This window comes from Bacillus sp. EB01 (assembly GCF_000613125.1).
Classification (GTDB): domain Bacteria; phylum Bacillota; class Bacilli; order Bacillales; family Cytobacillaceae; genus Bacillus_D.
The window spans coordinates 3,077,462-3,103,341 of sequence record NZ_HG964497.1; the positions used below are offsets into that span (position 1 = coordinate 3,077,462).

Consider the following 25,880-nt stretch of genomic DNA (forward strand, 5'->3'; position numbering starts at 1 on the left):
TGGACAGGAATGTTTTCTTTTACAGCTTTTCAGCCTGTATATACTGATACAGTTTATACTCTATTGGCTGTTCCATAATTAGGTTCATATGAACAACAGGAAGCTCCTTGCCATTTTTATCTTTCATAATGTCCTGTTCGATATGATTATGATCTGGGGTTGCCTTTCCGAGATAATAAAAATCGGTCCCTTCGTCATCATCTTTTTTAACAAAGACATGAAGGTCAATCTCGTTTTCTTTCGCATGGATAATCGTTTTTACTTCCTCAGATTGCAGAGTACGGTTACTCCTGGTCGACCATTTTAATACTTCCTGGCTGATAAATCCTTCTGAATAGTTCGTGCTTGCTTCAATATCATCTCGTTTATGATACGTCACAAATATTGGACACGTTCCATTCTTTGTTTTATAGCCATAAATCGTGGAACTTTCATCGTTCATCCAATTTAAAAGTCTGCAGGCATCCTTCCTCGTATATTTTTCATACAAGGTCAACGGTTTTTCGCAGCTATATTTGTTACTTTTGGCAAGGGCAGTTTGGATTAAGTCTTCAATCAATCTTTTAAAATATGGGTTCGTTTCGAGACTTGTCAGGATTCTGGAATTAAATTCCACACTATCCCCAAAATGAACAATCGGCAGCCCTCCATATTTCTTCTGATTGCTTTGGGTAAAAAAAGACAAATCAAACATTCTCTGAAGGGATGATAATGTTGCTTCGTCTGTCGTGCAATCCGCTTCCTCCAAAGCACGAAGGAAGTCTTCCCGTTCAACTCTGCCTTGTCTCAACAGCTTATCCAACAAAACAATCTCATGCTTTCGCTTACCATTCAAAAACTCCAATGAAAACATCGTTAATACGCTATTTTCATAAATACTAAGCGTCGGAACATCCTCTTTCAGTTTCAGCAGGAACTGATGGTAGTTGGAATGCTCCTCCGCAATAACGACTGGATCAATCGAATGGTTGACGATGAAGTCATAAAGGTACGGCACTCTTCCTATCCTGTTTTTCAGTTCGATATACGCTTCCCTTAACAATTTTAATGCTGTCAAATTACTTGCAGAGATCGACTTGAAGATCAGTTTTTTCGCAACTTCCTCGAAATTAATTGTGGAAACACCTTGGAAATAACTTGTATCTTTTGTATGTCTCCGGATATTATCTTTATTTTGTGTTTTATCACCAGACAAAGCCACTGGAATGAGATAATTGTTTTTATAATTGCCTATAAAATCAATGATCGTGACATACTCCTTTGACTCATGCTTCCTAAGTCCGCGTCCTAATTGTTGAATAAAAATAATGCTCGATTGCGTTTGTCTCAGCATGATGACTTGATTGATACAGGGGATATCAATGCCTTCATTAAAGATTTCCACCGTTATAATATAGTCCAGCAAGCCTTCTTCAAGCTGAGTAACGCGGCGCTCCCTCTCCTCCTGGGAATCATCCCCCGTCAGGGCAACAGTCCGGTATCCGCGAAGATTAAGTTGGACTGATAGAGCTTTCGCCTCTTCCTTCCGGCTGCAAAAAATCAAGCCTTTCACTTCTTTACCAGAATGGCCGTAGTAGGCCATTTTCTTGTTGATATGGTCGACCCGTTCATCGGTAATCAGCTTGTTTAAAACCGTGGCATCCTCGATTAACTCGCCGTTATATTCAAGATCGGTAACCCCAAAGTAATGGAAAGGACAAAGCATATCCTCCTCCAATGCTTCCTGCAGCCTGATTTCGTAGGCAATATTATAATCAAACAATGCAAAAATATTAAAATCGTCAGTACGCTCCGGTGTTGCCGTCATGCCCATTAGAAACTTTGGCCGAAAATAATTGATTACCTTCTGATAGGTGTTCGCTCCAGCCTTATGTACCTCATCTATTAAAATATAATCAAATTCCTCCGACGCAAATTGCTGCAAATAGTCATCCTTTGAAAGGGTCTGGATCGTGGCAAATAAATATTTCACATTCTTTTGCTTCGAAGAACTTGAGAGAATCCCAAAATCAGAATCAGGACCGCCAAGCAGCCTTTGAAAATCAGATTTTGCTTTTTTCAAAATCTGCTCCCGGTGAACAACAAACAACATTCGAGTCGGGCCATATCGGCGCACATCGAATGCAGATAAATAGGTTTTCCCTGTTCCAGTTGCCGATATAACCAGGCCCTTTGTGTTCCCGGCATCGCGGACTGCCTGAATTTGTTTCAACGCCTGCAGTTGCATTTTATTTGGCTCAATTTTCAGCGCTTCTTCTATTGAATTCAATCGATAGTTATCAGGAAGTTCAACAACCTGCTCCAGCATCCTTGTTTGGAGACTATCGGTGTAGTTTTTTTCGTAATCCTCTATCCACGTTTCTGAAAGGGGCTGGGAATCATTCCATACATCCTCAAACTGATTTTTAAAATGATGGACAATTTCCCCGTTTTCATGCGAAGTCAACTTCACGTTCCACTCATAATTGACCTTTAATGCATGCGCAGTCAGATTCGAACTCCCAACAATCAAGGAATAATGCGTATCATGACTGAAAATATAGCCTTTTGAATGGAAGCCTTTTAAATCAGAGAGCCGCACTTCAACATTGCGAATTTTCAACAGTTCCCTGAAAACCTTTGGCTGATTAAAATTCAGGAATGTCGACGTTAAAATCCGCCCTTTAATCCCCTTCTCTTCCAGGTCGAGAAAATGAGACTTAAGCGTCGCCAGCCCACTTTCAGTAATGAACGCAACAGAAAACAAAAAGCTGCTGCAAAGGTCAAGCTCCTCGATAAGTGCATTTAACACATTCTCTTTATTTTTGGAGTTATTAACCAGCAGCTTAGGTTTATAGCTCTCAGACTTCATCAGCTTCTGATCAATAAACCCTTTATAAAGCGACTCCTCTAAACTCTTAACAAAACTCGACATTCGATCACCATTTATTGTTAATTTTAGGTTAATTGTATAGGGGAGGTGTTGGGAATGCAATGATTATTAGATCTGAACTCAGGTGCCGGACTGTGAGCTGAGAACACTTTAGAAAACACTTCATGCCCCCCCTGCTTCTCCGTTTATTTACCCCAAGTAAATATTCTCATTGTGCCATTCCAAATAATATGGATCTGGCAGCTGGTCCCGCCTCTCGGGCAAAATGAGTAATTTACTTCCATGGTGAGCGTAATATTCTTTTCCATTTCCGAAATCTTCTTTTATCCGGTGGCTGACCTCTACATGGTAGTCTTTATCAATTGTTAAGTAACCTCTATCGAACAAGGTATGGAAGTCGCGTCTTAGCAAGAGGCCATTCTTAATTTCGTGCGGACCATTTAAGCTATAAGGTTTGATATGGGCAGCCTCTAATACAGGCAATGTCTTCTCTCCTGTAATTGCACATCTCCTGTGGTAAGCATCCGTAATTAACACTTTAAAAGTTCCCTGTCCTACTCTCGGCTTTATTATTTGCTCTCCATATTGGTTCATATAGGTTTCTTCCATGGCTTTAAAATGTTTGAAATTTTGCATTTCCATCCTGTTTTGGACCTGTTCATAAAGTTCCCTACCAAAAGAATCCTCAGTTTTATAAGTTTTACCTTGGACAATGTTCATGCTCCAGTTTGAAGGCACAGGTATCCAATCTTCTTCCTCAAAATAAAAAGGCATGGATAGAATAATGCACCCTATATAGGGATCAGGATCTGATGACCTATCACTCTTCTTATACTTATAAACCCGAGTTTTCAATTCAAGAAGACTATTAGCTCCATTACCGATACCGAATGCTTCCCATGCAAGGGAAGATGGCAATATAGAAAACTTTAAAAATATGCCGCCACCAACAATATAATCCCTTGGACTATGCAACTTGAAAAGAAACAAATCACCCTCATTTAATGCCCTAAAATTTGCTTTACCACCAGGTTTCCAAAAGTTAACTTCTTCGCAATTGTTTTGCTTTAATGTCTTAAACCAGTCATAGTCAGTTATCCCCACATACATTTTCATAGAATCACCTGAACAAATGTAAATTTCTTCTATTCTACTTACATTCGACATAATTTGAGATTTTCCTCTTCTCATCCAAGTTTAGAAATAAAGTAATGTGATGTATTAAAGTTATGTATTTTACACAAAACCGGTCCAGATCCAGGAAATGAGTCTCAATAAATTCACAAAACGCCATTTTTACCTAAGTCCAATGGAATGTGAAAAAGATATATTATTAATCTTTTCCGGTCAGCTCTTACATTCCAAAGCCATATGCTTCAATAATTCGTCCTATCCTCAGCAACCCTAATCTCCCATTTTGGTGATAAATCATTATGGGAATTTGTCCTGTAGAGGCGGTCTTTAAAGTAATTATACAAATCCGGATCCGTACAAAATATAAAACATCCTTTTTGTCCTCGTGTCATTAGTGTCCGGTAAGTGTTCCGGATAATTTGATCTGCAATTTTATGTGCCTCTTCAGGACTTTCCTGAGCCATTTTTTTAATACCTTTTAAAGATTGGTCTGATTTCGCTCTTTTCGTATAGTCTGTGATGACTTGCCCATTTTCGCAGCGCAGATCGTCGCCGATAATCACACCGACATAATCAAACTCTAACCCTTGGGCAGTATGAATACATCCCGCTTCGCTTACTGAGTCTTCGTCAATGGCCCAAATGCTGTCCGATAGATTCCAGCTTATTGCGAAATCATGCTCAGGAATGACAATGTCCTTATACATCGTATTGCTCCGCTCTTTCGTTGGCCATTCCCAGCAATATCCTGCTAGCATGCGAGATTTATTGTTTTTCCTATTTAATTTTTCAATTTTGCGGAGCATTTTATGGGGATTATTATACACACGAAAATCATAATCAACCCCATAATAATGGCTGTTAGCCGTTTCCCGAATCTGAAGGACATCGTCTAGCCAGGCAATATAGGCATCTGATCCATCACAGCGAAATTGGGAAACCAATTGACCTGAAATCACTTCTGCCTCAAACTCTTCAGCATACCTTTTAATTAAATCTATACTTCCGATATCCTTTAGGGTAACTTTTTGATTTTCGTCAATGAAAAAGATTGTAAATTTTGCTGCCTTAATTAGCTCCTTTACTTGATTCTCTCCCTGGTTGCTGTAAAAACCTGATTTTTCGTTAAGCCTATGTGCCTCATCAACAACAATTACATCGAACTCATTTAATTCTGACTCAGTAAAACTTCCAGACCCTTTAAATAAATTATCGATTGTCGTCTTTCGGACGGTGCCTTTTAATTTAGATGCATAAACCTCTCTAGGTGCTGAATTTTTGGATACATATAGGGTCATTAGTCCCTTATTTATCAAATTGACTAAGAGATTCACAGCCATGACTGATTTTCCAGTTCCAGGCCCGCCTTCAATAATCATTACTTGTTTTTTGTTGTGTTTGACACACTCTAAGGCTAGATGAAAAGCTTCCTCATAAAACACCTTTTGTTCGTCAATCATGATGAATTCCTGATTACCCTTTAACATATTTGTCAGGGAATCCTGCAGTGATTTTGACGGGCGAATTTTCCCGTGTTCTATTTGATAAATCAAATTATTGTTATCACCTTGTCGAACGTACTTTTTAATAAAGTCCCTTAACTTTTGTATTTCCCCTTTTGTAAAAACAGGCGCTTTCACTAAATGTTCCTTGTAATGTTCATCTACTAAAGGGTCATTGTCTGTTTTCCTATAATTATGTAAGTAAGCGCATGGCTGAAGTACTATTTGTTGATCCTGTACGCTTTTATTAAAATCCTTTATTAAGGCTGCATATGTCCATGCTTGATAGGATGGATGTGTATGCGGACGCAGACCCCCGCCGACATATGTTTTTACCAGTGCGTCCTTGGTCGTTATTTTCTCAACCTCAGACCATTGCTTTAGCTCAACAATAACAACATGGTCATTCCTTCCATCATTACCAGTGACAATAAAATCCACTCTTTTAGATGTGTTTGGAATTTTAAATTCAATGGCGACACCCGCATCATTTGGAATGTCCCTGTCTTGCATCACATTGGACATTCGTTGGAGCGAGTTCTCCCATGATATAATTTCCTGTTTAGAAGTCCGTCCTATTTTTTCCTGATAGGAATGGTACAATCGTTCGACCAGTAATTCATTTGTTACGTCCGAAACAAATTCTGATTTTGTTGCTTCATAAATAATCAATGGAATTCACCTTCTCCCTTTTCATTTTCTCTTATCTACAGCTCTGTATATTTCTTGTTTGATCCCAATGCCTTTTCTACCGGGTACTTCTTTGCGTTCTTTTGAACCTTATTATGTATGATTTTCGAAACATCCAAATCCAGATCATGGGCAAGCATTAGGGAATATATGAGAACATCGGCCAGTTCATCTTTAATATTATCCATGTTTTCCTTGAGTGCCTCTTGACTGTCTTTCCATTGAAAATTTTCGAGCAGCTCGCTTGCCTCAAGGGAGATGGAGATAGCAAGATCCTTTGGATTGTGGAATTGCTCCCAATCCCTTTCTTTTCTGAAGCTTAGTATTTCTTCTAGTACCTTTTCCACTATATTCACCACTTTTATTTTGATTGGAATTATTTTACCATAAGAGAAGCCTGGATAATCAGATAATCCATTAAACAATTCCCGGTAAAATAATTATTTTGGGTCATGTTCCGATATTGGGTAGTGTTTTCGGAATAGTATCCACGCTATCCTCGGCATTAGGCACTGCCACCCTTTTTTACAAACGTGAATTAAACCTCCATCCTCCACCCAGACACTGCGAGCCAGCGCTCATGCTGTTCATATTCCGGCATGATTTTACCGACAAGCCGCCAAAATGAACGGTCATGATTCATATGCATCATATGGCACATTTCATGGACGACCACATAATCAATCACTTCCATTGGTGCCATGGACAGCTTCCAATTGAATGTCAAATTCCTCATGGAATCGCATGTGCCCCAGTTCGTCTTACTGTCCGTGATTCGAATGGAACGCGGCTTTGTTTTGAATTCGCTTTGATAAAATTTATCCCGTTTCTCGACCAAAGACTTGCATTGCTGATAGTAGAACCGTTTTAAAGCCTGTTTGATGCTCTCATCATTTTGTTCTTTCACGTATACGTGCAGCTTATCTCCCTCGAACACTGCATTGTCTTTCCCAATATCTGCATCCTGGGAAATCAAAATCGGATAGGGCCCACCCTGACCGTACTCTTTTTCCATGCTGCCTGCGGCCCGCTCTTTCATTTCCTTCGCCCTTTGCAGGATGAGGTCCCATCTGTCTTCTATTATTAGAAGCACACTTGCATCAGAAGTCCCCTTTGGAGCCTGTACTTCGATATTTCCATACAGATCGATATAAATGCCGATCGTGGATCGTTTCTTATAAATCACATCAAACCGAATTGTTTCCCCCGAAAAAGTATGAAGCATGTCATCACCTGCATTTTAATCTATAAATACGCCCCATCCATCAGCATGGCCGCCGTAAGGCTTGCTTATTTTATCCAGCTTTTCCTGCACCTTTTTTAATTCGCTATGGTTAAGGAGCATTCTTTTCGAGCAGCTGCAAGCCCACTCATCTGTTTCATCATCCTGCTCAAGTAAGCCATGAAAGCCTTCTTCCTTCAAAACGGGCAGAAGCTTTTCGCCGGTCTTCTGATCAGGTACCGTGATAAAAAACTCGACTGCCTGCGGCTTTTTAAAACTCACACCTTCATTGAACAAACTGCGCAATGCTTCTCCATCCGCGTCGTTTGGAAATTTCATCATCCATTCCTCCATTTGTGTCCTTCTATGTTGTCATTATCATGCACTTGCTAAATTTTGGTTAATCATTTAATTATGAATTTGTTGTGTTATAATGTAAATAACCTTTTAGCTTTAAATTTTTTTCTTTACCGGTTCCATTACCCTGCTCGTTCGTTGAGCAGGGTTTTTTATTGCACTTTTTTTGAAAATAAAAAAACAGACTCTTTTGGAGTCTGTTTCGGTATGTTAGTCAAAATTAAGCTTTTTGAACGTTTGCAGCTTGAGGTCCGCGTGCGCCTTGCTCAACGTCAAAAGTTACTTTTTGACCTTCGTCTAAAGATTTGAAGCCATCAGATTGGATTGCGGAGAAATGTACGAATACGTCTTCTCCACCTTCGCGCTCGATGAATCCGAAGCCTTTTTCTGCGTTAAACCATTTCACTGTACCTTGTTCCATGTGTGTTGCCTCCTCGTGCTAATGCACATTGTTTGTTACTATCCCTGCCCAAAGTGATCATTAGAACGAAAAGTCGATCTTTACACCGGTCAAAAATAATTCTTCCTTATCATAACTCCGAACAGGAGAAATTGCAAGGGACCTTAGTAGGACGTCTTCCTCCTTAATCATGTATAAGTTTGAGTTGAACGGAGAACGTTGTAGATCAAGAGAAAATCAGGGCTCAATTTTTGTATACCTGCCTAAACATAAGTTTTGGCCCATATCCTATCCATCCTACAAAAAAATCTCCTCCCCCATCTCTATTTCCTTCGCCTTCTCAAATACCCCCTTCGCCACAGCCAAATCAAAATGAGCCGCCCCTACCGATTTAAAAATAGTAATATCAAAAATTCCACGTTTGACTGGATTCACGTGAAGTTCTGCTAATGTACCGGAAAGCTGATCAAAGGACCATTTCCCTTTTTGGGCTGCATCGATGAATTCTCCAGCCTCCGCTTTCATCCCTTCAATATCATCAGCATAAATCAAAGCTGCTTGTTCAATTCCCCTAACGGGATTTCACGCATTTCCGGTAAATAACTTCCTACGCCAATGATATGTGTTCCTTCTTTTAAATAATATGGATCAAACACTTCTTCAGTTGAACGAGTTGCACAACAAATGACATCAGACTGGGAGACGGCTTCGTTCCGGTCAACACCGGTGTGAATCATAGCGGTCACACCGGCCTCTTTGAGTTTATCACTGAATGTATATGTCTTATAGGTGGAATGATTGATTAAATAGATGTCTTGAATCGGCAGTACGTTCACTATTCCTAGTACTTGCTCAAAAGCCATTCCACCTGTACCATTGACGGTCAACACGTGACTGTCAGGCCTGGCGAGATGGCGTGCTGAAATTGCACTAAGTGCGCCAGTTCTCAATCGTGTCAGATAAGAAGCTGACAGTAAGCTAATATGTCTTCCTGTTTCGAGTTCTGTGCAAAACTCATTATAAAGTTCTTTCAAGATGCAGAAATCACCACATCAACTACGGATTGTTTGAAGGCAGGAGCATGGCTATCCAGGCAACCTGGTTGAAGGCGCCAATAACGCTGGATCTTTAAAAGTAGCTAATGCCATGGTGGCACAGAGAGAAATTTAATAAAAAACATAAAGGGTGATTGCTTACAAAAAAGCAATCACCCTTTTTTAGATTTAAACTTTTGGTCGGTTCGCCATACCTCAGAAAGGTGTGATTTTACAGGTTTCTGCTAATAGCATAACGCGCCAGAAATTACTTGATTGTGGATTCTATGGTGATATTTATATTTTCATTTTCTTCCTTCTTTTTTCGATAGGAATATAAAGCATATAATAGTATAAACCATGCAGGTGTCAGTAATAATGCCGGCCTTGTTTCATCGGCAATCAGCATAATAATGAGGACTACAGCAAACAACGCTAGTACCGCGTAATTAATAAATGGCGTCAGTGGTGCCTTGAATTTTGATTTTGCATGTAATTCAGGACGTGTCTTCTTATATTTTAAATGAGAAAGCAGAATGACACTCCAGACCCAAATGAAACAAATTGCACTAATGGAAGTCACAAGCCCAAAAGCCTGTTCCGGCAGGAGCTTACTCAAAAGGGCCCCTATTGATACGACAAGTGTAGATACCCATAACCCGTTGGCTGGTACATGATTTTTATTCAATTTTGAAAAACTGGATGGTGCCTGGTTATTCTTGCTTAAGTTATATAGCATTCGGCTTGTTGAAAACATCCCGCTGTTGCCAGCAGAAGCGGCTGATGTTAATACGACAAAGTTAATAATCCCTGCGGCAATTGGAATTCCGACTAAACTGAACGTTTTAACAAAAGGGCTTTCCGATGCATTAAGTTCCGTCCAAGGGTTAACGGAAAGAAGGATGATAAGTGCCCCAACGTAGAAAAAAAGAATTCTTAAAGGAATTTTATTAATGGCCGATGGTATGTTTTTTTCCGGGTTGGATGTTTCCGCTGCAGATACACCGACCAATTCCATTCCAACAAAGGCGAATACAACCAATTGGAATGAAAGTAGGAAACCAGAAATACCGTTTGGAAACATCCCTCCATGTTCCCAAAGATTTTTAACTGTAACCGTCCCTGCATTTGTATCGAATCCTATCACCAGCAAGATAACTCCCATGACAATTAAACCGAGAATTGTAATGACCTTTATTAAAGCAAACCAAAACTCCAATTCTCCAAAAAGCTTCACAGTTAATAGATTAAGTCCTAATAAAATGATCAAACAGATGATGGCAGGCACCCATTGAGGGATATCAAACCAATAGCGCACATAGACACCGACGGCAATAATATCAGCCATCGCGGTCACAATCCAGCAAAACCAATATGTCCATCCGGTTACGAAGGCTGCCCTTGGTCCAAGATAATCCTGGGCAATGTCTGTAAACGATTGATAACCTGCTTTGGACAACAGCAGCTCCCCCAATGCCCTCATAACAAAAAACAGGGCAATTCCCACGAGTAAATAGGCAAGGATGATGGATGGGCCTGCCAGTTGTATCGCTTTACCAGATCCCAAGAATAATCCAGTACCAATGGTGCCACCAATTGCTATGAGTTGAACATGCCGATTTGCTAAGTCTCTCTTTAATTCTTGTTGCGCCAATCCTAACTCCTCCTTACAAAATAATTAACCAATAAAAAAAGAGATTGGATGTCCTCCAATCTCTTAGTTAAAAGAATAAGAATAATTTTGATATAAAAATAATAAGAATTATCAATATAACAAATATACTATTCTGTACTCTTCTGTCCTTTTGCCTGAGATTGTGAACCCTTCGGCGCCGCGCAATTCCCGCGGTCTCTCCAGAAGCTGCTCCTGCCATAGTTGTGATTCCATGACATTCATAGCTGCTTTTTATTAAATTTTTTAAATCTTCAATGTTATCTTTGAATAATTGTTAATTTTAGTAGGAGTTAAATGTTTTGTCAACTATTTTAAACAATTCATTAAGTTGTCGTAGAAAAAGAATAAACATGCTATACCAATAAGAAAAATCGGGGCAGACTGGTCTTGCCCCTGTCAAGGCAAACTAAAATTCGTGAAAGGGACCCCCATGCCCTATCCATCCTACAAAAAAATTTCCTCACCTACATTCAGTTCCTTCGCCTTGTCGAAAACGCCCTTCGCCACAGCGAGGTCAAAATGAGCTGCCCCTACAGATTTGAAGATCGTGATATCCTTAAAATTTCGTTCAACCTTATTCACGTGAAGTTCAGCTAATGTACCGGAAAGCTGATCAAAGGACCATTTCCCTCTTTGGGCTGCATCTATGAATTCTCCAGCCTCCGCTTTCATCCCCTCATGATCATCAGCATAAATAAAGGCTGCCTGTTCAATAGCCCCTAACGGGATTTCGCGCATTTCAGGTAAGTAACTTCCTACGCCGATGATATGAGTTCCTGCTTTTAAATAATGTGGATCAAACACTTCTTCAGTTGACCGAGTTGCACAACAAATGACATCAGACTGGGCGACGGCTTCGTTCCGGTCGACACCGGTATGAATCGTTGCGGTCACACCGGCCTCTTTGAGCTTTTCGCTGAATGTATATGTCTTATCGGTGGAACGATTGATCAAATAGATGTCTTGGATCGGCAGCACGTTCACTATTCCCAGTACTTGCTCAAAAGCCATTCCACCTGTACCAATGACGGTCAACACGTGACTGTCGGGCCTCGCGAGATGGCGTGCTGATATTGCACTTAATGCGCCAGTTCTCAATCGTGTCAGATAAGAAGCGGCCACTAAGCTTATATGTCTTCCTGTTTGGAGTTCTGTTAGTAAAATGGCTCCTTGTGTGGTTGGAAGATCCGCTGAGCTGTTTTCAGGAAAGATGGATACAATTTTGGTAGCTGCCATTTCCGCTCCATCTGAACTTGGCATATAGAGCACAGAGCCGTTGCGTTCTGGGACATTTAGTACCGTCCGATGAGGATTTTCAGCACGTCCTTCATGAATAGCCACTAACATGGCTTCGACATCCCGAATGGCATCTTCCATTTTATAAATGGATTGAATCAGTTGTTCGTTAAGTATAAGCATGGAATCTCTCCTTTTTATGTAAAAACTCGGCCAAAACATCTGGCCGAGTGATTGTTAAGCTGAAATCGAAGTTTGTTTTTGTTCAACACGGCTTTTCACTGCCCAAATGGCAATCAGTGATACAACAGACGTAAATATAATGTAGAGTGCAACTGGTACGTAGGAATTGTCAAATGATGCGAGCAGCGCTGTGGCAACGAGAGGCGCTGTACCACCCGCGACTGCGGCACCAATTTGGTAACCTAGTGAGACACCGGTATACCGAACCTTGGCATCAAAGATTTCGGAGAACATTGTTCCAAGAACAGCCGTAATCGGAGCCCAAATAATCCCCAGGCCGATAATCGTCGCCAAAACCAACATGACTACACTGCCTTGATGAATCATCCAGAAATATGGGAAAGCGAACGCCATCATCGCGAATGTACCGACGATATACATTTTTTTACGACCAACGCGGTCCGATAAACTTCCCATGAAAGGAATAAGAATGGTTGTAATAACCGTTGAAACCATAACAGCGCCTAATACAGCAGAGCGGCTGAATCCAAGATTGCTTGTCCCATACGAAACAATGAACGTACTGAAAATATAGAATGGAGCTGTCTCAACCACTTTCGCGCCAATTGTAATCAGCACTTCTTTCCAGTAATAGCGAAGTGTCTCGACGATTGGCAGCTTTGGAATCTCACCTTTTTGCTGGACTTCCTTGAATTCCGGTGTTTCATCGATTCCTTTTCGGATCCATAAACCAAAGACTACGAGTAATGCACTGAAGATGAATGGCACACGCCAGCCCCACGTCATGAATTGTTGCTCAGGCAATAAGCTCATAATCCAAAGTGCGAGTGTACCCATCACCATTCCGATCGTAACACCCATTTGTGGAATAGAACCGAAGAATCCTCTGCGTTCTGGCGGAGCATATTCAGTTGCAAGCAATAAAGCTCCTCCCCATTCCCCGCCGATTCCAAGACCCTGGATTAGACGAAGTGTAATCAAAATGACCGGTGCAGCTACACCAATAGCTTGATATGTAGGCAGAATCCCCATTGCAAATGTTGCCGCACCCATTAAACTTAATGTTAATACGAGTGTTTTTTTCCGGCCGATTCTATCCCCGATATGACTAAAAATAATTCCTCCAAATGGCCGGATAAAGAACGAAAGTGCAAACGATGCATACGCAAGTAACAAACCTACTGTTGGGTCCTCGTTGACAAAGAATAGTTGGTTAAATACAAGTGCGGCCATTGTTCCATATAAGAAATAGTCAAACCATTCTATAGAACTGCCAACAAGGCTGGCAATCAAAACACGCCAAGTCGTTTTTTTATCCAATTGTTGCATTTTCTCTTCATCCCCTTTTAAAATTGAAGTGGCACTTCAATTAGATTTTAGACAATGGTTAATATTCTGTCAAATATGATTAATTTGCTATAATCTTTATTAATGAGAAAAATGGTAATAGGAAGGTTGGATACTATGATTGGTGTGCGGCTTAAAGAAATTCGAAAGGAGAAAAAAATGACTTTAAAAGAACTTGCAGAAGGAGCCGATGTTTCCATCAGTTTTCTATCACAAGTCGAACGTGGAAAGTCCAGTGTCACATTAGAGTCACTCCGAAAAATCTCTGAAGTCCTAGGCGTCAATCCAAGTGTTTTTTTCTCCAGTAACAACGAGCGCATGAGTGAACCTTCATTTCATTATCAAGACCTGACACAACAAGTCCCAAATCCGGACTTTCATCCAATACTCGTCACACTCCCAGCAAACCAAAGCGACGGACAACCGTTTTCACACAGCGGACATGAATTCATATATGTAATAGAAGGAACCCTAACACTCCAAATAGAAACAAAGATGATCGAACTGCAGCAAGGAAACTCCTGGTTTTTTTCAGCCAGCGAAACACATTATTGGTACAACCATACAGATCAAACAATCCGATTCCTAGTTGTGTCTTCCAGATAAGATGGTTCAGTGGACACTATTTAACTGGCATCACACGAACTTTCTCGAATGGTTTGATTTATTTATCCATCCAATGCTCATGAATGGCATATAAATCACCTCAATTAGTAAATCCATTTTTCTATTTTTTTCAATTATTTCAGATAACTTGTCTTTGTACAATAAGGTAAAGCCTATTGCTTTTGTAAAGCAAAATTGGAAAACAAAAAAATGAAGGACTGCTTAGCAGCCCTTCAACATGTAAATTTTTTTACCTCTTTTTTTTACGACTTTAAAATATCCCTGCAATATAAACCTTATGGGTTGATTATATATCCGGTTACTTTCATTTGTGTTTATAATGTGTTGAAGTTGTATGGTACTGAACTTTAATAGTCATGCAAAACCCTCCAAAGTGAAGATTTGGAGGGTTTTGGCTTGTACCTACAATACATTTAAATGATGGACTTATTAATCCTTCATACTGAAAGAAGGTTTTTTGCACAACTTCCAACCTCATTAAGTGAGTGGCTGGCTACCTCTTTTTCAGTATCTTATCAGACCTTTATCAGATATTTATCCAATTCACGTACTTGATCATATGCCTTTACTAGATTTTCAGGTACAAGTGTTCTTCCAAACTTCCAGGAATCCTCTTCGATTTCTGCTAAAAGCTCTACCTTTTCATCTTCTCCACCATAAATGAGAATTCTTAAAACTTGTGGATTTTTCCTAAACGCCAAATAATAACCGAGCTCACGATATAGAATAATTTTCACAAAGTTTTCATCTGTCTCTTTAATTTTAAAATTTATTTTAGCGTTATATCCGTTAATTTGTATGTAGTTAAACTTAATCGTATTGGACGATGCGTTATAACTTATTGGTGCGGTGAGTTTATTACTGAATTCAACATTTATATTTAGTCTGTGTTCTTGTAATGTTTCATAAATTATCTTCTCGATATCCCATATATAAAGCATTTTTCTTTTCCCTTCCTAAACGTTAATTTGGCTCAATAAAATAGCTGAGTCTAATTGTATTAACTTTATAATATACCCACAGTAGTAACAAGAGCCATATATCATTTGTTATTTAACTAATTCAGTTGCTAAATTTTTGAGAAAACCATGAATCACAGCAAAATAAAAGGACTAACGGGCGCACCCATTTAGTCCTCTAAAAATATTATTCTGTTTTTAATCGATTGACTTATGCGGGTAACCCTTTCGGTACTATCTCAACTTCCGCTGGCATTGCCCACTTTTTCTTTAGATAAAACTTGTTTAAACTGTTCAATCAGGATTGGAACGATCTCAAATGCATCACCGACGATGCCATAATGGCAGTTCTGGAAAATGGGTGCTTCTTTGTCCTTATTAATAGCAATGATTAGACCGGAATTTTTCATTCCGACAACATGTTGAATTGCCCCAGAAATACCAATCGCAAAATAAATTTTCGGTGTGACCGTTACCCCAGTCTGACCCACTTGATGGGGGTGGCCGATCCAGCCAGCTTCAACCACGTCCCTGCTCGCACCAACTGCTCCTCCAAGGGTTTCAGCCAAGTGGTGAATCAACTGGAATCCCTCGAAGCTGCCCATTCCTTTTCCGCCGGCAACAATGATGTCTGCCTCGTCGATTCTGACTTTCTTTACGGTTTCCTTTACTATTTCCAAGACTTTCGTTCGGACATCTTCTTCCCTCAGGGAAATTGTTTCCTCAACTACCTTTCCTGTTCTCCCAGGCTCCGGCTCGAGGGCCTTCATGACTTTGGCTCGTACTGTCGCCATTTGCGGCCTGTATTTTTTACACAGGATGGTGGCCATGATATTTCCGCCAAAAGCGGGCCTGCTCGCCAATAGTAGTCCTGTCTCTTCTTCAACATCAAGTTCGGTCGTATCGGCCGTCAGCCCTGTCGGCAAATCAGTCGCAACCGCGCTGGCCAGGTCTTTCCCGGTTGAAGTTGCCCCAAACAGGATAATTTCCGGTTTGTGTTTAGCGGCGCAGTCGAGCAGCGCCTTCATGTAGGTTTCCGTCCGGTAATGCTTAAATATCGGCTGGTCATATACATACACGATATCGGCCCCATATTCAAACGCGTCCTGCGCTAAATGCTTCACATTTTCCCCAACCAAAAAACCGGCCAATTCCACCCCCCGTTTGTCCGCCAGCTTCCTTCCGGCACCAAGAAGTTCAAGGGAAACTTGTGCAACCTGTCCGTCATTTTCTTCAATGAACACCCATACGCCTTTATAGTCCTGAAAATCCAATTAGACTTCCTCCTTTGCCGCGAACAGTTCCTTTTTTTCAAGCAGGAGAGAGAGTATTTGCTCTGCTTGTGACACTGGGCTTCCCTCAAGGAATGTTCCACCGGCCGGTTTCGGCGGCGCCCACACTTTTGATACGATTGTTGGTGATCCTTTCAATCCAAGCTGTTTAATATCCACCCCTTCCAGGTCATCAACAGACCAGACATGGGGTTTGTATCTGGCAGCTTTTATCACGTTGGGAAGCGGGGAATACGGCACTTCATTGATCGTTTTTTCAACTGAAAACAAACACGGCAAAGCGGACCGGACGACTTCATATCCGTCCTCCAGTTTGCGATGGACAATGGCATATCCCTCTTCCTGATTAATCTCCACGACTTTGTTCACAGAGGTCAGAGGCGGGATATCAAGCCTTCTTGCGATGCCCGGTCCGACTTGTCCGGTATCTCCATCGATAGACATTTTCCCGCAAATGATCAAGTCGACTGGTTTATCTTTAGCGATTTTTTCAAGCGCCTTTGCCAACGCATAGCTTGTTGCCAATGTATCTGCGCCTGCAAATCGCCGGTCTGTGATTAAATACCCCTCATCAGCGCCTATTTCAATGCACTTTTTAATCGCATTGACCGCTGGAGGAGGCCCCATCGTTAAAACGGACACAGTCCCTCCATACCTCTTTTTCAGCCGAACCGCCTCTTCCACTGCATGTTCATCATACGGATTCAATATTGCAGGCGCCGTCCTGCGGTCCATCGTATTTGTTTTCGGATTCATCTTGATGATTTTGGTGTCAGGCACTTGCTTAATGCAAGCTACAATATGCATAAAACCCCTCCCTCTTTTTCAATAAAAGCATATCCATCCGTTTACTTTTACTATATTAAGAGACAGGCTCATACATTCTATTTCTCCTACAAACACGTTGGTAAGTGTTCAAAATGAGGTATATAAAAAAACCCCCTTATCGATGAATTAACGGGGCTAGGTTTGGCTTATATATTTGCTTGAGAAAATCGGGATGGGGCACAAAGGCTATGTGACGCTGCCGGGAGATACCGAAGAGTTAAAGTTGTATGCCATTGAACTTAGCGGGATAACAAAACACTCCAAGACACCGAAACTTGGGGTGTTTATTCATTGAGCCGTTCAATTTCAGGTCGTCGCGGAAGGCGCGATGACTCGTGGGCAAATTCAATGATGCCTTCATTGTCCTGCATGCCTCGCGGAAAGCGAAGCGCATAAAGCGAAAATCAACATACTTGGTACAGGCTAAAATAAAAAGGATAGACAAGCAGCATCCTGGATGCTCTGTCTATCCTTTTTTATTATCGTCTTGTTTCATCCCAGCCGATGGTATATGGACGTTCTTCACCAACGGTGACTTTGATAAGCGACCAGCCCTCTTCGAGATAGTGGTTTAATTCATCCTTATGAATGTGTTTTCGTTTGGTAATGTTATGGCAGTTGTTCTGCTCATCCAGCATCGTTCATACTCCTTCATGTTGGTGATTGCTACTAGTTTGGCCTGATGAGCAACAATCATTCAAATAAAAAAAGGGCACTCAAACGAGTGACCCATGTAAATAATTTTTTTACTATCAAGCCTTCCGCTCCGCTACCAAAACCGGCTCCTGGGCTTTTGTTTTCCTTACCATGATGGAATAACATACGAAAGCCAAAACGCTAGCACCAAAAATGACCGCGGCCATCGGAACTCCTGTGTAGGCTCCGCCAATCCCTACAAGCGGGGCAGATAGAGAGCCCATGACAAAGGGCAATACCCCCAATAAGGCAGAACCGCTGCCTGCCATATGTCCTTGTGACTGAATGGCCAGGGTGAAGGACGTCGTTCCAATCATACTGATCGAAGTTAAGAAAAAGAAAACCGGGATTGCGACCCCGATGAGCGGGGCATTTAATAATAGTGCAATCAATAACCAAAGACCTGACACATTCGCAAGGGTGAGGCCTATTTGCAAGAAAGTCCGTTCTGAAATGGTGTCTGTCATGCGGCCAACCAACTGGCTTCCAATGATTAAAGCCAGCCCATTGACGCCAAATAGAAGACTAAATTGTTGAGGGCTCACTCCGTAAACATTCTGATAGACAAACGGAATACCAGAAACATAGGCAAAAATACCGGCAGTGATGAACCCTGAAGTTAATGCGTAACCCATGAACTCCTTATTTTTAAATAATGTACCGAAATTGCCCAGTACATAAGGCAAATTGCTTGGGACCCGCTTTTCCGTTGGCAGCGTCTCTTCCAACTTAAGTGAAACAGTGAAGACTAGGATGATTCCAAGAATGGCCAGTGCGATAAAAACCCAATGCCATTCATTAAAAGCAAGGATCGCTCCTCCGGCAATCGGGGCGATGATCGGGCCGAGGTTCCCTACCAACACCATTAAAGAAAAGAACTTTGTCAGTTCCTTTCCACTATAGAGATCCCGTACGATTGCCCTTGATATGACGATTCCACCCGACGCTGCGAAACCTTGCACAAATCGGCTTGCAATAAGGAAATATATATTTGGTGAAAATGAGCATGCAATGGATGCCAGGATGTATAAGAACAGGAAGACCAACAACGGGTTCCTTCGCCCCTTCACATCACTTAAAGGGCCAATCACCAATTGCCCTAACCCAAGACCCAATAAGCAGGAAGTCAAACTAATCTGGACAAGTGAAGCCGTTGTATCAAAATCCTTCACAATGGTCGGAAAGGACGGCAAATACGTATCAATTGTAAAAGGACCCAAAATTCCAAGTGATCCCAATAGTACCGCAAGCTGCAGGCGTTTCTTTGCAACACTTGGATTCAAGTCGCTCTCCCCTTTCCTTTAATTTTCTTATGCTAAATACCTAAAACACTAAAGTTTCGAGTATCGAAATTTAACATCGTTCATTATACCCCGAACCAAGCTTATTGGTAAACAATTAAATACGTGTCGCTGTAACGACTACGAGTGACAAGTGAAAAACGATATTTCTGAGGACATGCTTCGTAAATAATTTCAGTTGGCTGAGCCCCTTCGTCTTTGCAAATTCGACATAGAGTTTTTCGTACTCCTCTTCAGATACGGTAATCATGATTCGGAGCAACATAAAAAACGGCACGAGCATTAAACAAATGAGCGGCATGATATATACTTCGGTGTTAAAACTGTATAGCTGTAATATCTTCAGGCCCGTCTTTTTGTACAAATAAATAACTGCGAATTGAAAGATAATGATGAAAAGGTCGGGCAGCGTCTCAAGGATAGAAACAAGCTTTCTTACTCTCCTCCTTACTCCAAGCGGGAGCCAAAGGTAGAGGTAAACCAGCAGGGTTCTGAATTTGATTACTATGCTATGATGTCCCTAGTTGAAAAGATAGTAGCTCTTTCAATACATAAAGTCTTCTCATGGTGAATTCAAATACAAAAAAAGGCGGCCTAGAATATAGACCACCTTTACGTTGCAATGTTTGTATGAACGCAGACTCCAGTATCTCTTAAACTTCTATTAGATTAAGAACACTTTATGATACGTTACCACTAATCCCTTTTGGAATTGGATATTTATTTGTTAATATAATCCCTTTTGCCTGTTCAACAGCCATTATAGCGAGTAATTGTGTGGGGTTTATTTTGACAATATCAGTCTTTAAATAAGGAAATAAAAGAGGGATTTCTGTACAGCCTCCAATACAGGCTACTATCCCTTCCTCTATTTCGTATCGATTTAAAATTGTACTGAGTTGCTGAATATAATCATTGGTTTCAGCGTGACCTGCCTTTACATTTTTAATAGCTAGATCAATAACTTCTTGATCTTGCTCTCTTGGCAAACTCAAATGAAGGCCTAAGGAATAAAAATCCTTTTGATATAAATTTGTTTGGATCGTAGCGCTGGAGGCCAGGAGTATCATTTTACCAGAAAAATAGGAATAATGTCTTTGGATGTATGTTGCTGTATATTTAATCATACTGTAGATAGGGACTTTTACAGTCTTTTGTAGTTGGTCTAACCAAAAATGAGCTGTGTTACAAGCAATAATAATAAAATCAGCTCCCGCCGCTTCCAATCGTTGCGCAGATTCAACCAACATTGGTAATGGGCTTTCAGTTCCTTGCAAAATGGCTGGAACCCTAGGTGGTATTTGCGGATAATTATCTACAATAATATGAATATGCTCTTGATCAGTTTTAGCAGGGGTATTTCTCACAATTTCAGCAAATAAATCGGCTGTTGCCATTGGACCCATGCCACCTAGAATGCCAATTTTTTTACTCATTTAAAAGCTCTCCTTATCAAAATCGTGAGGCATTAACTTTATCACTCTCTTTGATACGATGGGTACTATAAACGGACCTTCCTACACACTAACGGCACTTGGTTCATCCACTGTTTCAGCAAGGTTCTTGCCACCCACTTTATAGAGTAATACAGCGGCAATCGTATTCCCGAAAACATTGACAGCCGTCCGACCCATGTCCATAAATCGGTCAACTCCTGTTATTAAAGCGATGGCTTCTAATGGTAGATTAAGTGATGTTAGAATAACTGACAAAACTACCAATGAAGCTGCCGGTACATTTGCTGTTCCTTTGTTAGCGATTAAGGTTGTTACAAGAATCGTTAATATAGTCGGCAAACTCAAATGCATACCATATGCTTCCGCTATAAAACAAACGGCGAGAGACTGATAAAGTGCAGCACCATCAAGGTTGAAACTGTAACCTAGTGGGAGGACGAAAGAAACAACCTTGTTTGGTATACCCGCCTTTTCGAGAATTTTCATGTGTACAGGTAAAGTTACTTCAGAGGAGGTCGTAGTAAAGCCTAAAAGCAATGGTTCCATTACCTTTTTAGTATATGAGAAAGGATTGATCTTAAGTGAGGCGAGGATAATCCAGAATAATACCATAATAACGAGCAAGCCAATATACATGACACCAATCAATTTTGCCAATCCTAAAATAACGCTTCCGCCTTGAGTAGCAAAGACCCATGCCATGATAGCTGCTACAGCAATTGGAGCCGTTGCTACAACTCCTTGAGTCAGTTTGAACATAGCATCAAGAATGCCTTCTAGAAAGTTAACGACAGCCTTGGCTTTATCACCAATAGAAGATAATGCTAGACCGAAACAGATAGCAAAAAAGAGCGTCGGAATAATTTTTTGCTCGGCCATTGCATTCACAATATTGTCGGGAATAAGATCCGTTATAAATTTAACCCAATCAATTGATGTTGCAAGATTTTCTGGAATTGCGCCTGTTGCCTGTAAGGTCACTCCCGCTGCCGGATGAAAAATAGCGTTTAGTGTGATACCTAAAATAATACAAAACCCAGTAGCTAAATAAAACCAGACAAAAGCAAGTCCCCCAAGACGCCCTAACTCTTTCCGATTAGAGCCCATCTTGTAGATTCCTAAAGTAACAGCTGAAAACACAAGCGGTATAACAATCATTTTAATGGCTTTAATAAATAGAGTCCCAATAGGTTGGAGGTTTTCCCCAACATTAGGCCATAATAAACCAATAATCGTACCTAAGATTAATCCAATTATAATCAGAGCCCATAGTGGTAACCTTTTATATAATGATTTTTTCTTTTCTGCCATTAAGTAAGCCTCCTTTAAATTTTTTCTATCACCGTTCTAATTCATGTCTAAAAAAGTCCTATTTAGATAGATAAGATTGCTTTTGATGACTTAGCGAAAAAAATAGAATCATATGCATATAACGCTGGTGAACCGCCAGTATGAAGAAAAAGAACCCGATCTTCCTTTTTAAAAAATCCATTTCGTATCAGATCAATCAAACCACTGGCCACTTTACCTGTATAGACGGGATCAAGCAAAATGCCTTCATGCTCAGCAAATAACCTTACTGCTTCAATCATCCCAGTTGTAGGAAGCGAATAGCCCTGGCCAACATATTGATCAAAACAATTAACGAGTTCTTTAGGGACATCACTTGTTATGCCAACATACTTAGCAGTTTTTTGGACTAAGCGATAAACCAGTTCCTCTTGCTCGTCCTTTTTTCGGCTGACATTAATACCTAAAATTTGAGTAGGCGTATTTGTGCCATAAAACCCTGTCACAAGGCCAGCGTGTGTTCCTGCACTTCCGCTGGCGGTAACAATATAATTTAAATTAAGCCCCATATCTAATGTCTGTGTTAACAACTCCTGTGCACAAGCTACATAGCCTGTTGCACCAACCTCATTTGATCCACCTCCCGGGATTATATAGGCTTTTCTTCCTTCCTCAGCTAACTTACTTTTCACCTCCTCCATCGCTTGCATCATATTGGTTCCACCCGGAACTACGCTAATCCCTTCAGCTCCTAATAATTTAAATAAAAAATTATTGCCATTCGCTTCTGGTGAATAGCTATTAGGGACTCGTTCTTCAAGAACAAGGTGACACTTGAGCTGCTCTTTAACAGCCGCACCAAGAGTAAGTCTGCAATGATTGGATTGTACAGCACCACATGTAATTAACGTGTCCGCTCCCTGCTTAATGGCATCGGCAACAAGAAACTCCAATTTCCTTGTTTTATTACCCCCAGCGGCTAATCCAAGTAAATCATCTCTTTTTACATAAATAGTTGGACCATTCAAGGCATTTGAAAGATTAGACAACTTTTCAATCGGAGTAACGTATTCGGTATAGCGTCTTCGTGGAAAGCGAGTTAAATCCATTTTAGAAAACCCCCTTTTAACATTTGTAAGAATATTACTAATATTCATAATAATATGCTAAACTTAGTTAGTAAATCGATTATTTTTAATAGCGATTATAAGTTTTTCTAATGGTAAGGGGGTGAGTTGACGGTGGACCATCGGCTAAACATCTTTTTAACCGTTGCTGAACAACATAGCTTTTCTAAAACTGCCGATAAACTATACATCACGCAATCAGCTGTTAGCCAGGCGATAAAATCCTTAGAAAAAGAGTATGGAATGGAGCTTTTGGAGCGAAGCAACAAATATATTGGGTTAACGAAAGCAGGAAAAATTTTATATTATCACGGCAAAGAAATTATGGAGCAATATGCACTTGTGGACAAATTCATTGAAGATATACATACGACAGCAAGTGGTGCATTATGGATTGGGGCAAGCTACACGTTCGGTGAATACTCACTTCCAAAAATTATGAGTGAGTTTAAAACCAATTATCCAAATATCAAACCAAAAATAACGATTAAGAATACACACCGTATTATTGAACAACTACTTCGACGCGAATTAGACATCGGGATCATTAATGGCCGAATTCAACATCCTAACTTACTAATCAAACCTTTTGCCCTTGACGAAATGGTGGTGATTGTCCCAATTAATCATCGGTTGGGATGTGAGAAATTAGTCACTACAGAAGAATTGAAATCTGAAACATGGGTAATTCGCGAATCTGGCTCTGGTACAAGAGAATTAACAGAACATATGTTTCAGCAGACAGGTATTAGTCCTAAAGAAATAATGGAATTTGGCAGCCTCCAAATTATTAAGGAGTCTGTAGAAGTTGGCCTAGGGATTTCCTATATTTCTAAAGGTGCGATTAGAAAGGAATTAGCACTAGGAACGCTTTGCGCATTAAACATTAAGGGATTTGATTCAACTCAACAGTTCTTCTACGCGACTAGGGATACACAAATTCAAACTAAAGCTGCTGAATTATTTATTAAATTCCTCGAAAAAACACATGCAGAATTTCAAGCACTTTTCAATTTATCAGAGAGAGCTATTTATGGGATAGAAAATTAAATCAATAGATTTAGAGGTGTTCTAAATGGAGAGTATTTTTCAGGTAGGCAATTTGAAGTCTAACGGCCATTATGCATTAGCAACAATTCATAATGATATTGTTTACGTTTCTGGCCAATTTGCCATTGACCCGATAACACAACAAAAGAAGTTTGGCACAATTGAAGAAGAAACGCTACAAGCACTGAAAAATATTGAGTTTATTTTAAATGAGGCAGGCAGCCAAAAGAATCAAATTTTACGAATGACACTTTATATCCCAGATATACAATTATGGGATCGTGTTGACCGTGTCTATAAAGAATTCTTCGAAAACCATAAACCAGCACGATCAGTTGTACCAACGAATGAGCTGCATTTTGGTTTTAAAATAGAAATTGAAGCCATTGCATTTATTTAAATTAAATTGTGAATCTATTAATCCCAAAGTTAAACATATAATAATGTCAAAAAAGGAGTGAGAGAAATTAAGGAACAATATGTATGTTATTCATGTGCAACTACATATGATGTGACAGAAAAGATTTGGAAGTGCAAATGTGGAGGTTTGTTGGATTTAGTAAAAGATAAGACAACCTTTGATATTTCGAGGCTGCAAGAAGGGCCTCCAACAATGTGGCGGTACATAGATGCTTTGCCATTTAAAAAGAGCTCAACGACTTGGCAGGAGATTACAATGGGTGAAGGATACACTCCGTTAATCAAATTAGACCATACGGAGCCGAATACCTTTGTCAAAGTAGACTATATGATGCCTACATTATCTTTTAAAGATCGTGGTGCAGCAGTATTAATTGCTAAAGCAAAAGAAATTGGTGTTACGAAAGTCATTGCAGATAGTAGCGGGAACGCGGGAACATCGATTGCGGCATATGCTGCACGTGCTGCTATAGCTTGTGATATTTTCCTCAGAGAAGGAACGTCACCGAAAAAAATCGCACAGGTTAAAGCTCATGGTGCTAACGTTCGGTCAATTAAAGGTACACGGGAAGATGTAGCTAAAGCTGCGCAAACAGCTGTAAATGAAGAGAATATATTTTATGCAAGTCATGTTTATAACCCGTTTTTTTATGAGGGAACAAAAACATATGCTTATGAAATTTGGGAACAGATGAAATGTGCACCAGATGCCCTTATTATTCCTGTTGGAAACGGTACATTATTGTTAGGCGCCTATTATGGATTTAAGGAATTACTAGAGAGTGGACTTATAAAGAAAATGCCGAAGTTAATTGCGATTCAAGCAGAAAATTGTGCCCCTTTAGCGAAAGGCTTTATGAGCCAGGGTCCGTTTGAACCTGTCGAAAATAAAGGCACAATCGCGGAAGGAATCGCAATAGCGGCACCAGCTCGAGCCGCTCAAATTTTAGAAAAAATTCGTGCTACGGATGGGAAAATAATTACAACAACTGAAGAAGAAATTATCCAAGCGCGTATCACGCTGGCTGGGAAAGGTTTTTATGTAGAACCGACAACGGCTGCGAACTACGCTGGATACTTAAAATACAAACACTCATCTTCTGAAAAGATTATTATTCCTTTATGTGGGGCGGGAATTAAGTCAAATTAACGGAACATTC

25 protein-coding genes and 1 riboswitch are annotated in these 25,880 nt (G+C 40.3%); of the genes, 4 read left to right on the forward strand and 21 right to left on the reverse strand.

The window, feature by feature from the left end; all coding sequences use genetic code 11:
- Positions 1 to 19: 19 nt before the first annotated feature.
- The 12 genes from TY16_RS14040 to TY16_RS14090 form a co-directional block, all read right to left on the reverse strand.
- Positions 20 to 2,914, reverse strand: coding sequence for a DUF3427 domain-containing protein (locus tag TY16_RS14040; protein ID WP_043932505.1), 2,895 nt, complete (start codon positions 2,912 to 2,914; stop codon positions 20 to 22).
- 147 nt (positions 2,915 to 3,061) lie between these two features.
- A complete protein-coding gene (locus TY16_RS14045) occupies positions 3,062 to 3,988 on the reverse strand; it encodes an HNH endonuclease (protein ID WP_043932506.1) in 927 nt (308 codons plus the stop codon).
- Between the two features lie 260 nt (positions 3,989 to 4,248).
- Positions 4,249 to 6,180 carry a DUF2075 domain-containing protein gene (locus TY16_RS14050; protein WP_043932507.1) on the reverse strand — a complete coding sequence of 644 codons (1,932 nt, stop codon included), beginning with the start codon at positions 6,178 to 6,180 and terminating at the stop codon, positions 4,249 to 4,251.
- A gap of 35 nt (positions 6,181 to 6,215) precedes the next feature.
- Positions 6,216 to 6,548 carry a nucleotide pyrophosphohydrolase gene (locus TY16_RS14055; protein WP_197028474.1) on the reverse strand — a complete coding sequence of 111 codons (333 nt, stop codon included), beginning with the start codon at positions 6,546 to 6,548 and terminating at the stop codon, positions 6,216 to 6,218.
- Between the two features lie 188 nt (positions 6,549 to 6,736).
- Complete coding sequence (locus TY16_RS14060) at positions 6,737 to 7,423, reverse strand: M48 family metallopeptidase (protein WP_043932509.1); 687 nt, start codon at positions 7,421 to 7,423, stop codon at positions 6,737 to 6,739.
- Positions 7,424 to 7,438: 15 nt separating this feature from the next.
- A complete protein-coding gene (locus TY16_RS14065) occupies positions 7,439 to 7,759 on the reverse strand; it encodes a ribonuclease E inhibitor RraB (protein WP_231505620.1) in 321 nt (106 codons plus the stop codon).
- 238 nt (positions 7,760 to 7,997) lie between these two features.
- Positions 7,998 to 8,198: a cold-shock protein gene (locus TY16_RS14070; protein WP_043932511.1), complete on the reverse strand. Its 201-nt coding sequence runs from the start codon at positions 8,196 to 8,198 to the stop codon at positions 7,998 to 8,000.
- 276 nt (positions 8,199 to 8,474) lie between these two features.
- On the reverse strand, positions 8,475 to 8,729 hold the full coding sequence (locus tag TY16_RS25265; RefSeq protein WP_052342735.1) for a hypothetical protein: 255 nt from the start codon (positions 8,727 to 8,729) through the stop codon (positions 8,475 to 8,477).
- Complete coding sequence (locus TY16_RS25270; RefSeq protein WP_052342736.1) at positions 8,726 to 9,211, reverse strand: hypothetical protein; 486 nt, start codon at positions 9,209 to 9,211, stop codon at positions 8,726 to 8,728. The genes TY16_RS25265 and TY16_RS25270 overlap by 4 nt, the downstream gene beginning before the upstream one ends.
- Positions 9,212 to 9,479: 268 nt before the next feature.
- Positions 9,480 to 10,865 carry an amino acid permease gene (locus tag TY16_RS14080; protein ID WP_043932512.1) on the reverse strand — a complete coding sequence of 462 codons (1,386 nt, stop codon included), beginning with the start codon at positions 10,863 to 10,865 and terminating at the stop codon, positions 9,480 to 9,482.
- A gap of 133 nt (positions 10,866 to 10,998) precedes the next feature.
- A riboswitch (glycine riboswitch) is annotated at positions 10,999 to 11,079 on the reverse strand.
- Between the two features lie 251 nt (positions 11,080 to 11,330).
- Entirely contained in the window at positions 11,331 to 12,305 is a 975-nt protein-coding gene (locus TY16_RS14085; protein WP_043932513.1) for an ornithine cyclodeaminase family protein, read from the reverse strand.
- Positions 12,306 to 12,359: 54 nt separating this feature from the next.
- Positions 12,360 to 13,646, reverse strand: coding sequence for an MFS transporter (locus TY16_RS14090; RefSeq protein WP_043934741.1), 1,287 nt, complete (start codon positions 13,644 to 13,646; stop codon positions 12,360 to 12,362).
- Between the two features lie 144 nt (positions 13,647 to 13,790).
- On the opposite strand from TY16_RS14090, the gene TY16_RS14095 reads away from it, so the two are divergent.
- Complete coding sequence (locus TY16_RS14095) at positions 13,791 to 14,279, forward strand: helix-turn-helix domain-containing protein (RefSeq protein ID WP_052342737.1); 489 nt, start codon at positions 13,791 to 13,793, stop codon at positions 14,277 to 14,279.
- A gap of 536 nt (positions 14,280 to 14,815) precedes the next feature.
- Here TY16_RS14095 and TY16_RS14100 read toward each other — a convergent pair.
- The 9 genes from TY16_RS14100 to TY16_RS14130 form a co-directional block, all read right to left on the reverse strand.
- Entirely contained in the window at positions 14,816 to 15,241 is a 426-nt protein-coding gene (locus TY16_RS14100; RefSeq protein WP_043932515.1) for a hypothetical protein, read from the reverse strand.
- A 257-nt stretch (positions 15,242 to 15,498) separates the two neighbouring features.
- Positions 15,499 to 16,533 (reverse strand): electron transfer flavoprotein subunit alpha/FixB family protein, encoded by a 1,035-nt coding sequence (locus tag TY16_RS14105; RefSeq protein ID WP_043932516.1) that lies wholly within the window; start codon positions 16,531 to 16,533, stop codon positions 15,499 to 15,501.
- Positions 16,534 to 17,358, reverse strand: a complete 825-nt coding sequence (locus tag TY16_RS14110) for an electron transfer flavoprotein subunit beta/FixA family protein (protein WP_043932517.1) — start codon at positions 17,356 to 17,358, stop codon at positions 16,534 to 16,536.
- Between the two features lie 500 nt (positions 17,359 to 17,858).
- Entirely contained in the window at positions 17,859 to 18,017 is a 159-nt protein-coding gene (locus tag TY16_RS26290) for a hypothetical protein (protein ID WP_155922253.1), read from the reverse strand.
- A 114-nt stretch (positions 18,018 to 18,131) separates the two neighbouring features.
- Complete coding sequence (locus tag TY16_RS14115) at positions 18,132 to 19,358, reverse strand: Bcr/CflA family multidrug efflux MFS transporter (protein WP_043932518.1); 1,227 nt, start codon at positions 19,356 to 19,358, stop codon at positions 18,132 to 18,134.
- 115 nt (positions 19,359 to 19,473) lie between these two features.
- Positions 19,474 to 19,884, reverse strand: a complete 411-nt coding sequence (locus tag TY16_RS25730) for an ABC transporter permease subunit (RefSeq protein WP_081772980.1) — start codon at positions 19,882 to 19,884, stop codon at positions 19,474 to 19,476.
- Positions 19,885 to 20,056: 172 nt separating this feature from the next.
- Positions 20,057 to 20,812 carry an aspartate/glutamate racemase family protein gene (locus tag TY16_RS14120; RefSeq protein WP_043932519.1) on the reverse strand — a complete coding sequence of 252 codons (756 nt, stop codon included), beginning with the start codon at positions 20,810 to 20,812 and terminating at the stop codon, positions 20,057 to 20,059.
- Between the two features lie 81 nt (positions 20,813 to 20,893).
- A complete protein-coding gene (locus tag TY16_RS14125) occupies positions 20,894 to 22,144 on the reverse strand; it encodes a dicarboxylate/amino acid:cation symporter (RefSeq protein ID WP_043932520.1) in 1,251 nt (416 codons plus the stop codon).
- Positions 22,145 to 22,206: 62 nt separating this feature from the next.
- Complete coding sequence (locus tag TY16_RS14130) at positions 22,207 to 23,232, reverse strand: D-cysteine desulfhydrase (protein ID WP_043932521.1); 1,026 nt, start codon at positions 23,230 to 23,232, stop codon at positions 22,207 to 22,209.
- Positions 23,233 to 23,364: 132 nt separating this feature from the next.
- Here TY16_RS14130 and TY16_RS14135 point away from each other — a divergent pair, with 132 nt between their 5' ends.
- From TY16_RS14135 to TY16_RS14145, 3 genes are all read left to right on the forward strand, one after another.
- Entirely contained in the window at positions 23,365 to 24,300 is a 936-nt protein-coding gene (locus TY16_RS14135; protein WP_043932522.1) for a LysR family transcriptional regulator, read from the forward strand.
- Positions 24,301 to 24,325: 25 nt separating this feature from the next.
- Positions 24,326 to 24,700, forward strand: coding sequence for a RidA family protein (locus TY16_RS14140; protein WP_043932523.1), 375 nt, complete (start codon positions 24,326 to 24,328; stop codon positions 24,698 to 24,700).
- 66 nt (positions 24,701 to 24,766) lie between these two features.
- Positions 24,767 to 25,870 (forward strand): threonine synthase, encoded by a 1,104-nt coding sequence (locus TY16_RS14145; protein WP_043934742.1) that lies wholly within the window; start codon positions 24,767 to 24,769, stop codon positions 25,868 to 25,870.
- The last annotated feature ends 10 nt before the right edge of the window (positions 25,871 to 25,880 follow it).

Bases quoted from the DNA above. Each gene is read 5' to 3' on its own strand.
- TY16_RS14040 (WP_043932505.1), bottom strand. From the start codon at position 2,914: ATGTCGAGTTTTGTTAAGAGTTTAGAGGAGTCGCTTTATAAAGGGTTT.
- TY16_RS14045 (WP_043932506.1), bottom strand. From the start codon at position 3,988: ATGAAAATGTATGTGGGGATAACTGACTATGACTGGTTTAAGACATTA.
- TY16_RS14060 (WP_043932509.1), bottom strand. From the start codon at position 7,423: ATGCTTCATACTTTTTCGGGGGAAACAATTCGGTTTGATGTGATTTAT.
- TY16_RS14065 (WP_231505620.1), bottom strand. From the start codon at position 7,759: ATGAAATTTCCAAACGACGCGGATGGAGAAGCATTGCGCAGTTTGTTC.
- TY16_RS14070 (WP_043932511.1), bottom strand. From the start codon at position 8,198: ATGGAACAAGGTACAGTGAAATGGTTTAACGCAGAAAAAGGCTTCGGA.
- TY16_RS14085 (WP_043932513.1), bottom strand. From the start codon at position 12,305: ATGCTTATACTTAACGAACAACTGATTCAATCCATTTATAAAATGGAA.
- TY16_RS14095 (WP_052342737.1), top strand. From the start codon at position 13,791: ATGATTGGTGTGCGGCTTAAAGAAATTCGAAAGGAGAAAAAAATGACT.
- TY16_RS14100 (WP_043932515.1), bottom strand. From the start codon at position 15,241: ATGCTTTATATATGGGATATCGAGAAGATAATTTATGAAACATTACAA.
- TY16_RS14110 (WP_043932517.1), bottom strand. From the start codon at position 17,358: ATGCATATTGTAGCTTGCATTAAGCAAGTGCCTGACACCAAAATCATC.
- TY16_RS26290 (WP_155922253.1), bottom strand. From the start codon at position 18,017: ATGCTGGATGAGCAGAACAACTGCCATAACATTACCAAACGAAAACAC.
- TY16_RS14120 (WP_043932519.1), bottom strand. From the start codon at position 20,812: ATGAGTAAAAAAATTGGCATTCTAGGTGGCATGGGTCCAATGGCAACA.
- TY16_RS14125 (WP_043932520.1), bottom strand. From the start codon at position 22,144: ATGGCAGAAAAGAAAAAATCATTATATAAAAGGTTACCACTATGGGCT.
- TY16_RS14130 (WP_043932521.1), bottom strand. From the start codon at position 23,232: ATGGATTTAACTCGCTTTCCACGAAGACGCTATACCGAATACGTTACT.
- TY16_RS14140 (WP_043932523.1), top strand. From the start codon at position 24,326: ATGGAGAGTATTTTTCAGGTAGGCAATTTGAAGTCTAACGGCCATTAT.